The sequence below is a fragment of the Galbibacter kalidii genome (assembly GCF_026241135.1).
In the GTDB taxonomy this organism is placed as follows: domain Bacteria; phylum Bacteroidota; class Bacteroidia; order Flavobacteriales; family Flavobacteriaceae; genus Galbibacter.
In genome coordinates, this window is the sequence record NZ_JAPFGA010000002.1 from 206,481 (window position 1) to 219,425 (window position 12,945).

16 protein-coding genes are annotated in these 12,945 nt (G+C 39.5%); 2 read left to right on the forward strand and 14 right to left on the reverse strand.

What is annotated here, in order from left to right:
* Window positions 1-24: 24 nt before the first annotated feature.
* Together OOZ15_RS03105 and OOZ15_RS03110 are read left to right on the forward strand one after the other, a co-directional pair.
* Window positions 25-366, forward strand: a complete 342-nt coding sequence (locus tag OOZ15_RS03105) for a heavy-metal-associated domain-containing protein (protein ID WP_265954252.1) — start codon at window positions 25-27, stop codon at window positions 364-366.
* Window positions 359-1,168, forward strand: coding sequence for an NHL repeat-containing protein (locus tag OOZ15_RS03110; protein WP_265954253.1), 810 nt, complete (start codon window positions 359-361; stop codon window positions 1,166-1,168). Before OOZ15_RS03105 ends, OOZ15_RS03110 begins: the two co-directional genes overlap by 8 nt.
* Before the next feature lie 59 nt (window positions 1,169-1,227).
* On the opposite strand, the gene OOZ15_RS03115 is transcribed toward OOZ15_RS03110, so the two are convergent.
* The 14 genes from OOZ15_RS03115 to OOZ15_RS03180 all read right to left on the reverse strand — a co-directional run bounded on the left by OOZ15_RS03115 (window position 1,228) and on the right by OOZ15_RS03180 (window position 12,864).
* A complete protein-coding gene (locus OOZ15_RS03115; protein WP_265954254.1) occupies window positions 1,228-1,680 on the reverse strand; it encodes a DUF6789 family protein in 453 nt (150 codons plus the stop codon).
* An 89-nt stretch (window positions 1,681-1,769) separates the two neighbouring features.
* Window positions 1,770-2,135: a GTPase gene (locus OOZ15_RS03120; RefSeq protein WP_265954255.1), complete on the reverse strand. Its 366-nt coding sequence runs from the start codon at window positions 2,133-2,135 to the stop codon at window positions 1,770-1,772.
* A gap of 144 nt (window positions 2,136-2,279) precedes the next feature.
* Window positions 2,280-4,283, reverse strand: a complete 2,004-nt coding sequence (locus OOZ15_RS03125; RefSeq protein ID WP_265954256.1) for a glycoside hydrolase family 97 protein — start codon at window positions 4,281-4,283, stop codon at window positions 2,280-2,282.
* Window positions 4,284-4,681: 398 nt separating this feature from the next.
* Window positions 4,682-5,446 carry a TapB family protein gene (locus OOZ15_RS03130; protein WP_265954257.1) on the reverse strand — a complete coding sequence of 255 codons (765 nt, stop codon included), beginning with the start codon at window positions 5,444-5,446 and terminating at the stop codon, window positions 4,682-4,684.
* A gap of 19 nt (window positions 5,447-5,465) precedes the next feature.
* Window positions 5,466-6,167 carry a hypothetical protein gene (locus tag OOZ15_RS03135; RefSeq protein ID WP_265954258.1) on the reverse strand — a complete coding sequence of 234 codons (702 nt, stop codon included), beginning with the start codon at window positions 6,165-6,167 and terminating at the stop codon, window positions 5,466-5,468.
* Between the two features lie 64 nt (window positions 6,168-6,231).
* Window positions 6,232-7,983: an OmpA family protein gene (locus OOZ15_RS03140; RefSeq protein WP_265954259.1), complete on the reverse strand. Its 1,752-nt coding sequence runs from the start codon at window positions 7,981-7,983 to the stop codon at window positions 6,232-6,234.
* 1 nt (window position 7,984) lies between these two features.
* Window positions 7,985-8,524 (reverse strand): hypothetical protein, encoded by a 540-nt coding sequence (locus OOZ15_RS03145; protein WP_265954260.1) that lies wholly within the window; start codon window positions 8,522-8,524, stop codon window positions 7,985-7,987.
* A complete protein-coding gene (locus OOZ15_RS03150) occupies window positions 8,521-8,937 on the reverse strand; it encodes a hypothetical protein (protein WP_265954261.1) in 417 nt (138 codons plus the stop codon). Before OOZ15_RS03150 ends, OOZ15_RS03145 begins: the two co-directional genes overlap by 4 nt.
* A gap of 4 nt (window positions 8,938-8,941) precedes the next feature.
* On the reverse strand, window positions 8,942-10,315 hold the full coding sequence (locus tag OOZ15_RS03155) for a hypothetical protein (protein ID WP_265954262.1): 1,374 nt from the start codon (window positions 10,313-10,315) through the stop codon (window positions 8,942-8,944).
* A gap of 5 nt (window positions 10,316-10,320) precedes the next feature.
* Window positions 10,321-10,947 carry a hypothetical protein gene (locus OOZ15_RS03160; protein ID WP_265954263.1) on the reverse strand — a complete coding sequence of 209 codons (627 nt, stop codon included), beginning with the start codon at window positions 10,945-10,947 and terminating at the stop codon, window positions 10,321-10,323.
* Between the two features lie 16 nt (window positions 10,948-10,963).
* The gene (locus tag OOZ15_RS03165; protein ID WP_265954264.1) at window positions 10,964-11,542 is read right to left on the reverse strand and encodes a lipocalin-like domain-containing protein; all 579 of its coding nucleotides are present in this window, start codon (window positions 11,540-11,542) and stop codon (window positions 10,964-10,966) included.
* Window positions 11,543-11,570: 28 nt separating this feature from the next.
* Entirely contained in the window at window positions 11,571-12,014 is a 444-nt protein-coding gene (locus OOZ15_RS03170; RefSeq protein ID WP_265954265.1) for a lipocalin-like domain-containing protein, read from the reverse strand.
* A 111-nt stretch (window positions 12,015-12,125) separates the two neighbouring features.
* Window positions 12,126-12,572: a hypothetical protein gene (locus OOZ15_RS03175; RefSeq protein WP_265954266.1), complete on the reverse strand. Its 447-nt coding sequence runs from the start codon at window positions 12,570-12,572 to the stop codon at window positions 12,126-12,128.
* Entirely contained in the window at window positions 12,541-12,864 is a 324-nt protein-coding gene (locus OOZ15_RS03180; RefSeq protein ID WP_265954267.1) for a hypothetical protein, read from the reverse strand. Before OOZ15_RS03180 ends, OOZ15_RS03175 begins: the two co-directional genes overlap by 32 nt.
* Window positions 12,865-12,945: the final 81 nt, after the last annotated feature.

The window sequence follows — 12,945 nt, forward strand, 5'->3', positions numbered from 1 at the left end:
GTTTAATCTAAAAAAATTAAAACAATGAAAAAGTTAGCTATTATTTTCTTATTGCTATCCTTTATCAGCATGTCAAAAACAAATGCTCAAACACCGGAAGTTGATAAATCCGAAGGGCTGACCGATAAAATAGAAGTAAGGGTAGACGGACTTTCCTGCCCCTTTTGTGCTTACGGTCTTGAAAAGAAACTCAAGGATATAGATAATGTAAAGGAAGTAGAGATTGATGTGAAAGGAGCTTTCGCCATTTTGACGATTCAAAAAGGGAATGTTGTTTTCGAAAAGGAAATCCGTCAAAAAGTAAAAGAAGCGGGGTTTACATCAAAAGAAATCACCGAACAGAAAGAAGAGCAAGGTGATGATTAGAAAGTTAGCACTTCTTTTGTTTATAACGGTTGTGATGGCTTCATGCCTTCACAAGGAAAAGTCTTGGGAGTTTGAGCGGCAAATTGAACTACAAGACAACATCCAAGCAATAGGTATTGCTGAAGAATCTGATGAACTCTGGCTTTCTGATCCCGACAATAACCGTTTGGTGAAAATCACCAAAGAAGGGGAAGTCATAGATTCCATTACGGGATTGCAACGGCCTATGCATATCACATTTTCAGATCAAGAGCTTTTTATTCCGGAATATGTGTCTGATACCATCCGAAGTATAAAAAACGGTCAAACAGGATATGTTCAATTTAGAAGCAGGCTTGATGCTCCTTCAGCAGTTGCCGTACAAGGCGACACCATAGCTGTAGCTGATTTTTATAACCATCGGGTTATTTTAAAGATCGGAAATAAGGAGGTTACTTTCAGCAAGGAAGGCCATAACAAAGGAGAATTGTATTACCCCACAGATATAGCGATTTATGGAGAAGAAATTTATGTAGCCGATGCATACAATCATAGGGTACAGGTATTTGATAGTAACGGTAATGTACTTCGGATTATAGGAGCCGAGGACGGTATAAATGTAGCCACCGGAATAACAGTTTATAAAGAAAAAGTCTTTGTCACCGATTTTTATAACAACAGGGTATTGATATATAATACAAAGGGAATAAGAATACAAATTGTTGAGGGGAATCTATCCAAACCGGCAGACGTATTAGTAAGCAACAAAAGAATCTACATCGCCAATTACGGAAGTAATATGCTTACAGTACTAAAAAAGTAAAGCCCCACGGGTTGTCCTGTGGGACTTCACTCCTCTCATTTAACTAATTAATAAAAAACCTAAGAGTTCGAAAGCTTCTGCTTTACCGAATACTCTTTGAGAAACAGAGTTACTGTTATTCCAAACACTATATGCCCAACAATACTACCCACCATAATTAGTGCCGGACTCCCATCAGGAGAGGGTATGCCGCCCATTACAGCCCCCATAATCCCCATCATAACCTGGGCAAATACAAAAGCTGCCAGCCCAAACAAAATACCTTTCATCCAATTACTGCTGATTTTCCTTACCCAACCTTCAAAAAAGAGCACATAGGACAGCGCAAAAATCACCCCGATCATAAAATGCATCATCCAACCGATGGCAAGGGGTACGCCCATCATTCCGGAAAGCATGGCAGGAGGATTCATTTTAGGCATGCCCATCATCGCTCCGATCACCATGATCAAAGTCATTACTACAGTGGCTACAATACCGCCTACTATGGCGCGTTTTATTTTTGGTTCCATAATTTTTTGTTCTTTTGGGTCGATAATGGTTAATTCGACCCCTTATTTATTAAAATAGACGCAGAACGCAGGCAACCTGACAAAAGAAGTTATTGTTTTATTTCAAGTCTGTCAGAAAGTTTTGTAATCAGCTCCTGCAGATTATTAATTTCGTTAAGTTCTTCCGCAGAAATCAGTATTTCAAGGTCTTTTCGTTCCTTTTTAAGGATAACCGGAAACGATAGGTCTTTTAAATCTAGGGGCAAGGCTTCCAATTGATCTTTGTAAAGGAATTCTTTTTCCATAGGAAGGCTTTCCAAAAACGATTTCCATTCCGATTTTACCGTAAAATCCCCGTAGGTCATCATACAGAGGGAGCAAGCATAGGTAGAGGGTGATAAAGCCTTGTGAGCAAAATCGTTCAGTTTGTTGAAAAAAGCTGACTTGGAGTTATAAATGAAAATCAATCCTCCCATACGGCAAATTTACCATTCCTTTTCTTCTTTGAGATATTATTTAGTAGATCATGGATTTAATTATATGAACTGAGCAAAAATTAAAAACCCGGCCTAATTTTTAGACCGGGTTTTTAACTTATAAAGTGTTTTTCAGCTTCTAAATCATAATTTTTTAAACCGAACAGCTACTCCACCACCAGCACCCAAATGTAGTTTTAGCTCATCTTCTGCGGTTACTTCTTTTTTGGAGATCGCTATCGCAGTAGGATTATGGGTTAGATCGGTGCCTTCGGCATCGGCATAGATCTGGGCTTCATAAGTAGCGTTTTCATCTAAAAAGGATAGCGAAATTGTAAAATCACGAGCCTCTTCGTTGGTTATGCTCCCCAAATACCAATCGTCGCTGTCTATATCCTTACGTATTGTTGTAATGTATTCTCCTATTTCTCCATTGAGTACTTTTGTGTCTTCCCAATTGGTAGGTACGTCTTTTAAAAATTGAAGAGCCGGTTGTCCTTCATAATTTTCAGGAAGGTCTGCTAACATCTGTATCGGAGAAAATACGGTCACCAAAAGTGCCAGTTGTTTTGCAGCAGTACTGTGTACCCTTCTTCCCGGATGTCCTTGTTTTATTTCTACATCCAAAATACCTGCGGTAAAATCCATAGGACCGGAAAGCAGTCTGGTAAAAGGCAAAATAGTGGTATAATTCGGCGGATTCCCCTCACTCCAAGCGTTGTATTCTTGTCCGCGGGCTCCTTCCCGAGCCATCATATTCGGATAGGTTCTTCGCTCACCGGTATCTTTTATGGGTTCGTGATACAGTACTGTTAACTTATGCTCGGCTGCTTTTTTAAGTACATATCTGAAATAATTCACCCCAAACTGTCCGTAATGCCATTCTTTCATCTTTAACAAAGAGCCTACGTGACCAATTTTCACATCGTGAATCCCAACACGGTTATAAAGCGCAAAAGCACTATCAATCTGTTTTAAATAATTGTCGATGTTAGCCCCGGTTTCGTGATAACCGATGATACGGACATTGTTTTCAGCAGCATAATCAGTTACTTCTTCCAGATCAAAATCATCTGCTTCATCAGTAAAATTGAACATATGCATAGCATTTTCATACCATTGTGGTGTCCAGCCTTTATTCCATCCTTCAATCAGCAGGTGGTCTATGCCTTCCTTTGCTGCAAAATCGATGTGCTCTTTTGCGTTTTTGGTGGTTGCTCCTTGATTTTCACTTTCCCAAAAAGTATATTTCCCGATATGCATTCCCCACCATATTCCCATGTATGTAAATGGTTGGATCCAGCTTGTGTCTTCTATCTCGTTAGGCGGATTCAAATTAAGGATCAGGTAAGAGGTGATCAAATCGGTAGGTTTTTCCCCTATCTGTATTGTTCTCCACGGCGTAGTAAACGACTTTGTAGTTCGCACTTTTACCCCATCTGACCAAGGGGCAAGATCCGTCTTAAGGCTTGTTCCTTCTGTATGGACCAATGTCGTACTGGCAAAATCGATCAAATTGGCCTCGTGGATGCTGAGGTTTAATCCGTTCTCACTTTCAATGGTCAAAGGCGTGTGTACAGTATCCAATTCGCTTACAGCTGAATTTTCAAAAAGATATTCATAACGTTGCTCTCCATAAGCAGGGATCCACCATGCTTTTCCCTCGTCTTTCAGTTCAAATTCGGTCAATTCATCCATGATGAAAATACTGTCTTTTATGCCTTGCTCCGGAAAAACATAGCGGAAAGCCACCCCATCATCAAAACTTCTGAATTCAATATTCAACTTGCGTTTACTTTCACTTTTCTCCTGAAGTTTTACAATCAGTTCGTTGTAGTGGTTTCTGATTTCCTTTTTTTCTCCCCATACTTGCTCCCAAGTTTCGTCAAAGCTCTTTTGCACGGTGTCAACCACTTCAAGGTTTCGGTACAACGAATCGTTATCTCGAAAGACAAACCCCATTTCTGAAGGGTTCAAGACCACTGTTTCCCCATGGGATACGCTGTATTGTGGTGTTCCGTTTTTAAGGGAAAAAGAAACGGTGTTTATTCCCCCGGGGGAAGATATCTCGTAAGTTGATGCTGATTCTTGTTGGCATGCTACCGTTGTTATGGCAACCATAGCCAGTAAAAAGTATTTTGCTCTCATTTTGTTGTTATGTTAGTTATAAGGTTAAAAACCCTGATAATAATCTGAAGAATCTTTTCACCTTGAATAAAAGTAGAATTTACTACAATGTTAAATATTAATTTTAGAATTATCAAAGTAATGCGCTATAAAACAAACAATTGTTAATGATGTAACGATATTATATCACAGATATGTTATGTAAATCTCATTACTCCAAAAAATGATAAATTCGTGAAAAACATTAAAAAAAGCCATCCAATTTCTTGAATGGCTTATTTAGCTTACGCCTCTCATTGTCAATTATCCTATTCCTCAGGTTAGTCTAGGTTGAGGAAATAAAAGTAAGCAAAATAGTGATTGTATATTTGGTTTTGGCATTATACTTAGCTTCACTAGCCGGTCAAACCAACGCTTGTTTATTCCGAAAATGATATGAGCAACGTAGAGCTTTGCAATTTTCCTCTTGCATTATAGTCTTCACTTTTCACCATACCTACCCCTTTGGCCAGCCATGTTTTTTGGATGTTGTCAAATTTGACCATCATCATTTTTCCACTACTCGATTGAGTGATCACCATACAATCAAAAGTACCGGCAGAGGTGGTTATGGTTTCTGTGCCCACTACTTTTCGGTTGGAAATTTCTGTTGTCATGTTCATGTTTAATCCAGCCATATTCATTTTAATGTCAATGTTGGCATCGGGCAATATTTGTCCCTCTGAAAGGCTATTGGGAAGCTCTATATTGGTACCGGTAATTTCTGCTTCCCCATTTTGGAATTGTTGCATCATATTAGCATTCATCAGTGACTTAAAGTTCATACTCACCATACTACCATTACAGTTCATATCGAACTCGCTTGATAAAACAGATTCTCCGTTTTTATCAAAAATTTCTGAAACAATAGTAGCTGTTGAATTTCTGTCTGAATTACTCACATTGCTCACGGTATATCTCATTGTACCATCCGTTTTTCCTTTTTTATTGAACATTTCATATTCTGAAACGTGACCCTCGTTAAAGGGGTAGTATTTGCTGCAGTTATTTTGTGAATTTTTGGCGATGGAAAGACGTTTATTGACCAGGTCTGCCGTACCACAAAAACTGTTACTTAGTGTGTTGCTTTGTGCCATAACGGTTAGGGAAAGCAACAGGGTGAATGTTGTGATTAGTGTTTTCATAATGTTTGGCTTTTAATAATTATTCTTCCACCTTATCTATGTTGATTTTTTCTATCTCCAGCGGCTCATATTTCGTATAATAACTCTCAGATCCGGCGATTACAGGACTTATCTTAATTTCTTTGCTAGATGCCTCAAAATCGAACATCACTTCATTATATTGGTAATTTATGTACCATATATCGTTTCTACTGCCCGTTACATTTGTCATTACTTTTTTACCTCTGTACACTCCGGGTTTTAATTTGATGATTATCCGGTATCTTTTCCCCATTTCCGGATTAAACTTTAAAACCAAATACCGCATTTCGGGTAAAAATCCCGGGGCATTATTATTTAAACGCGAGTAATATTTATTTTCAGGGTATATACTGATGTAGCGTTGGTTTTTTTGATGTTTTCCAAAATATTCAACAACGTGCATGTCTTTATCTGAAAATCTGGATGGTGTAATTTCCCAAGATTTATTGATCCTGAGATTCAATACTGACTGGCGGTTTACCCTGGCGGCAGGAAGCTTTGCTATTTGCTCGGGTTTTAAATTTTTAAACTTCCTAATGTTAATGCTTTTAGGAACTGCAATGGTTTTAACATTTAAATCGGTCTTTGTTTCAATCTTTTTGTTTACTTCTATTTTTTTGTTTGCGTTAGGTATTTTTATCTGCGCCATACTTGTATGGCTCAATACCAATAGAGAAGCTATTGTGATAAGTGTTTTCATTGTTTTTCTGTTTTATTTTAGTGTTCAACTTTTTTGCATCTGTCAACTGCGGCTGTCAACATGTTTATTGGGGTAACACAAGCAGTTCTACCCTGCGGTTTTTTTGCCGGTTTTCATCGCTGTCGTTAGGGGCTACGGGTTGGCTGTCGCCATACCCTTTTAATTTCCATTTAAAATTGTTGGCCTTGTCTTTCATTAAGGTTTTTAAAAGCGTGGTTACGCTTTGTGCACGTTTTTCTGAAAGCGTTTTGTTGGCTTGTGAGCTGCCCACATTGTCGGTATGGCCTTCGACCATGATAGTGCCTTTGCCCATTTCTTCTATCTGCGGAATCAGTTCGGTTAGCAAGGCTTCGGCTTCGGGTTTGAGTTTGTGCTTACCAAATTCAAACAGCACCGAACTGTCCAGGTTGAGCCGTAAAGCACCGCCAATGGCCGCCACGGCATCTACATCGGCACCTGGAACATCACTTCTTGTATTTAAATCAGTCAATCGGATATACGTAAAAGTTTCTCCTTCATCCACATGCTCAGCAATATCAACCATGGCCGTGCCACCATCAATTTTCCCGACTTCCAGCCATTCGCTACCATCTTTAGACAATTCAAGAATGGTGGGTTCAATGGCGCCCATTTCAAATACGTATAAATCGGGGCCGATTATATTGGTTATGGCGTTATTTGTAAATTGTAGTGTTAATTCACCTTCCAAACCGATGTTACAAATTCTTGGATCTCCTCCTGTAAAGTCGATATTGGGCATATTGGGTTCGCCCAGAGATCCTTTTGGATACATCCCGCCATCACCGGGATTGTGGTCGATAACTTCATCGGCAAAGGAAAGTTTGCCCAATGGCAGATAGATTTGTTTGTTGCGAGAATCGATATAGGTGTTGCCAATTTCTTTATCGCCCTCACCGTGCCAGCCGGGATTGAGTTTGTAAAATGCCTCTCTAGCCCGAGATGAATACTTTATAAAGCTTTCCGCTTTTCGTTTTTGCTTTGCTTTTTGTTTCTTGATCAAGTTTTTGAAATTATCGGAAACATTGGGGTTGTTTAAAGCGGTTTCAACGGCTTCGTTGTATTTTGCTTTTGAAAGTTTCCGTGCCTGCTTTTCGTTTCTAATTTCGGGTTGTTTTTCAATGCTTTTCAGTAGTTCAACTTCTTCGGGGCTAATGCCGTAGTGTTCGGCCAAAACTTCTTGGGCTTCTTCGGGCGTGGCGTGTGCCAGTTGTTTGTAGAGCTGGCTGTTTTTTGCTGTGCTGTAAAAGGAATATCCATTGAGGCTTTCGTCAATAAAAGTGCCTTCAAATGGATTTTTTGATTGTTTGGAAGCAGCGGAACGGATTTTTTTAGGCATAACAGCATTGATGGCTTGTAAGTCTTCTTTATCCATTTTTGACAGCGTTTCGGCCAGTTTTGCAAAGTGTAGATCAATGGTGTTTTCATTGATTGCAAGACCACCGCTTTCCTCAATCTCAGGATATTTCTTCATTATTTTTTTCAGTGCATCGAGGTCTTGCTCGTCCACCGTGCTTTTGTCTATGGTATGTGACCCCATCATTTGGTAAACCATGGTGTTTAGGTCGCTACCATTGGTCAATGCTTCTAAGGCTTCATTTACTTCGGTATTGTCTTTATCTGTATCAAACAAGTCCATAAGAACCGATGCCGGTTCTTCATCTTTTGTAGTGTTTTTGTCATTTTTGACAGGTTCTTCCGTTTCTTCATCCTTTACCTCTGTTGTCCCTTTATCCTGATTACAGGCAAAAACGCTAATTAAAATAAACAGTATCGCTATGTGTGTTGTTGTTTTCATTTTAGTCTTGTTTCCCCAAATCCTCGGTTACCTCTAGTACCCAAGGGGTTGTGTTGTTTACCGATTCCAGTTTTTTGCAGTAAGTGGCCAGTACACAGCCTTGATGCAACATTATGCGACTGTCTTCCAGCCAGCCCATTTCGCCCAGGCCAAAACCACCTTCTATTTTATGCAACTTTCCATCTTTTACGTTGTAAACCCACGCCTCGCCAAAATCGCCAAGTGGAGCAGTAAGCAGCACGAATTTTTTGTTGGGCGAGAGGTCGGCCGTCTCAAAAATGCCTTCGGCGGTGTCGGGCGTGACAATGGTATGAAGCGTGCTGTCCTGCCTTTTTATCCAAACTTCGCCTTGTGGCGAGCCTACCAGCCCAACGGCTATTGCATGGGCTGATGCTGATTCATCATCTCTTGTAGTGTTTTTGTCTTTTTTGACAGGTTCTTCTGCTCTAACGGCACTATTATCTGCATCTTTTTTATCCTGCTTACAGGCAAAAACGCTAATTAAAATAAACAGTATCGCTATGTATGTTGTTGTTTTCATAATTCTACACGTTTCATTTCTTTGCTGCAAGGGTCTGAACTACTGTCTTTATAGGCGTTGTTATTAATGGTAATGCTTACTTTTTTCCAAGTTTCGTTACCGGAAAGGTTTTGCCATTTTACCGTTCCGGTGTAATTACCGGCACTTTGCTCTGTAAGCCGATATCCTTCTTCGTTTAAGGTGAACTTGTATCTTTCAAGCCCGCCCAATTTGGTGTAGCGTCCTATTATTTCATTGCCTTCTTTGGCGAAGGTTATTACGCGTCCGTCGCAGCCTTCCCAAGAACCAATAATGTCCTTATCAATAGACGGTGAAGGTGTAGAAATTACCGGTACGGTTGAAGTGGCTTTACAACCCGCAAAAAGGGTTGCGAAAAGTGCAAGCAGTATCGCTATATGTGTTGTTGTTTTCATTGTGTTAATCTTTTCTTACATACGTAGTCTTCATAAATTCAAAATACATATAGCCAAAGCGGTCAAACCAGTCTTCTACGCCGTATTTGGCTTCGCATTCGCTAAGCTTGTACATGGCATTTGAAAGACTTTGTAACAGTTCTGCGTATTTATTGTCGTAAGCTTTTTCTAAATCAAGTACAGATTTTTCGATGTTGAACTTTTGCGTTTGCCAGGCCATGCCGGATACGCCGTGATAGCCGGATACATTATCACCAAAAGCAATGGCTGCGTTGCTAAAGTTTTTTGTGCATTTGTAAATTGTAGCTAATTGCTCAAACAGATAGCGTACATTGTTAAATTCTTTACGGGCATCTAAAAAACAATCTGCACACCCTTCAATTACGTATTCTTCTTGAAATGTATGCTGACCGATGGTTTCTTCAATATTTATAGTGCAAAACGATGGAATACGAGGTGCTGCCGCTGGCGGTGTAGAGTTTATACATTCGGTTAGGCCTTTGTAACTTTTATATAGGTTTACTGCGCTTAGCAGGGTAGCTTTTATGCCTTTCATTTTTTTGGCAATAGCTTGGGTTTTCTTTCCAAATTCTGTATACTTATCGTCTAAATGCTCGGTAAGTTTACCTTTTTCAAGATCCTCTTGAGTAAAGAATTGATCGTCATACCAAAACCCTTCGCCGCCTGCTGGCGCATATTGAGCATTAACTGATAGTGAGCAAGTAACGAGTAAGACAATTACAGTAGCCGATTTTTTGCCCAATAGTTTTCCTGCTAAAAGTCCGATAACCAAAATAGCTACACCTAATAAAATATATAGTATAGTTTTACCGCTACCAGAATCACCGCTTGCATTATTTGAAGTATTGCCATCACTTCCGGCTTTCATTTCACTTTCTTTGATTTTTGTAAATGGGTTACCCAAATAACTTTTTTGTTGCGGGCTTGCCAGCACTATTATTGAGAAATTGACGGTTTTGTTTTCAAGCGATTTTACCTTTATACCAAACTTACTCCAGGTTCTTGTTTTAAATGAAATAATACCATCTTCTACATCTCTTGATGTTTTTACCATATTTGGGCTTTCCCAATTGTCTTGTGCTAAGCTCACTTCTATTGGGGATGCTACATCGTCTAATGGAGTAACCAAAATGTCTAAAAATTGCCACATTTCATGACCACTTACAAAATAGTAACGTGTAGAATCTACAGTACTTAAAGTAACTATGCTTTTTTCTCCCTCGTGGCCTTTACGGGTGTCTTCTTTTAATGCCAATTCAACAGGTTTTATCTTGTCATCGAGGGTAAAGGGCTGTGTAAATCCGGTATATGCCAAACCCATAAATAAAATAAGCAGTATGGTTTTTAACGGTTTCATGGCCTCTAATTTTGGTAATGTTGGATTAAATAATTGGCAATTTTATAGGTGTTTTGTTTCCGTCCTTCTTTTTGGGCATCGGTCAGCTTGGGGGTGTTGGGGTTTAAGTAACTGTAACTTATTTTTATAGGATTTCCATAATTGGGGTTTAACAACAACAGGAAACCTTGTACAGGGTGCCTTTTTAAATAGGTATCCCCCGATTCACTTACCCGTATATCTATTAAATCATTTTCCTGACCACCTTTTATGGCGTCTTCTACTATGTCTTTATCTCTCCATTTTTCTAGGCTTATGCCATAATTGACCGTGAAATTGCTGGGGTGGGTTACTTGATACCAACAACTGCCTTGGTAATTGCTTTGTTCTTTTACCTGACTTTCATCATAACCAAGAGCCTCGCCCAATTGGGTGGGGGTTAGCTTGCACTTTTCGCTTATGGAATACAGTTGTGTGTAATCACCCTTTTGTTTTAGGTCAATATTGTTGCCATCTGGAGCTTCGACTTTGGCTTTTACTTCACTTTCAGAAGTGGAATTGGTAGAGTTGCCTTCTTTTTTTTCTGAATTTTTGCAGGCCGTAAATAACAATATTACTAAAGCAATGGATGATATGACAAATGTGTTTTTCATAATATGTTTTTAATGTTTATTCGCCCCGACGTACCAAGGTTACCACCGCACCTGTCATAGCGTCTTCGATAACGAGCTTGGTCTCGGTATGTTCCAAAATGGTTTGGGTGGTGGTTACTTTGGTAGTACTTACCTCATCCTGCGCCTGCGCCTTTACTGTCATGATGTTGCCTTCTATTTGGTAGGAGCCGGTATCATCTGTTAACAAATTGCAGTCGTTGTCGTAAAATTGGGTGCGATAAGAGCCACCGGAATAGGTAATATTCGATTTTTTGCCGCAGTCGTTCAGGTTTTCATAACCCGGAACGCCTTCAAGCGATTCGTAATACCAAGTGCCTTCAAAATTGTTGACTTCCGTTGTGGTTTCGTCTTTATCTATTACTTTTTTAGGAACGCCAAACACAGTTTCGATGGCTTGGTCTGTTTTTTCTTCAGCCTTTTGCTCGGCCTTGCGCTCTACGGTGTTTTCCACACCTCGCTCAGCAGCCTTTCTTGCTTTTTTACCCAGTTTCTTCAGGAATTGGGCTTCGGTTTGTTGTACGGGCATTAAAAAGGCTAGGCCCAGTAGTACAAAAAATAATGTTTTTGGTTTCATGTTGTTACATTTTATTGTTGAAACAGGTTTATTCTTCACCGGGGTTTTTGTCCAAAACCATCTCTTTTGTTTCGTCATTAATTATAGAATAGTAATCTGCCGTCATTTCAGTTTCGTTTATCGATTTGATAGTGATTTCGTAGGGATAGTCGTCGTCGAGCACTCTAAATTTTGTGTCGCTTAACCATTCGATGTTGTTGGTCTCAGAAAATCCGGCCAAGCAATCTCCACTGGCGTCATCGGTATAAAACCACTGTTCTGTGACCATATCTCCGTCGAATTCATAGTAGGTTGTTTTATAACAATCATCCATGATTTCGTTTTCAAGATAATCCAGATACCACTTTCCGGTTTCCGCAACCAGTTCTTGTACCGTGGGTTCGGGCCCAGGTGTTGGGCCGTCGTCGTCGCTGCTGCATGCCAAAAAAAGACACATTACTGTAATTGTTAATATCGTTTTTATAGTTTTCATTGCTTTAGTATTTAATAATTTTATAACCGGTTTATAATATCTTTTGTTAGTAGTTTCTGTTCCGTTTCCGAATGACAAATCTGATTGCCAATAGCTTTAAAGACTTTAACGCTATGAGATAATTTTTATAGCCATACTTAAATAAGGATCTTTGCTTATGGTCGTATATGCATCATCGTCACCGGGGTTTTCAATGTCCCCTTCACCCTGCGTGACGGGTAGTTTGAACAATCTTGGCAACTGACTTTTATCAATAAGGGTAATGAGACTAGAAGCGCCAGGTGCTGATTCACCCATCTTCGGAAATGCTTGTAAAGCAACATAAAACCTGGGAGTGGTTATAGAAATATCGCTCTCGATGATTGTTTTTTCGTTCCCGACACCACGATATTTTTCCATTTCATCAATGTACCATCCCTTCTCATTTTTGTAAGTTCTTTGACTGAAACCTGTTTCTTCAGAAGCTCCTTCTTTTATTCGCCCTTCTTTTATCTTGTTGATACGATTTGGATCATCGGCATAGTCCCTATACTTGAATAGACAAACTCTCATTGCCATTGCTGTAGTCTTGTGAGACACTGTGGTATATTCCTTCGGTATGTTTGTCTGCTGAGCGATCAAATTGGATCTCACCGCTTTTTTTCATATCTCCGATAGAAATCGGCAAATAAGACATCAGTGCTTCTTTGGTGAGTCGTTGTCCGTCTGCTACTGTATGGGTCAGCAGCTTACTTTGTGTGACTACCGCACTGTTCATAATCATTTCCTCACTGCTTTTTGCTGTGTAGTCCTTACAGCTGAACAGCAGGAAAACAATGGCAAGTAGCAGTAAACATTGAATTGGTTTCATTACATTAGTTTTGGTTTTTACATATTAGTTTTATCTATAAAGAGTGCGTTCCTTCTATTCAAGGGGTTTCTTTAATTGATC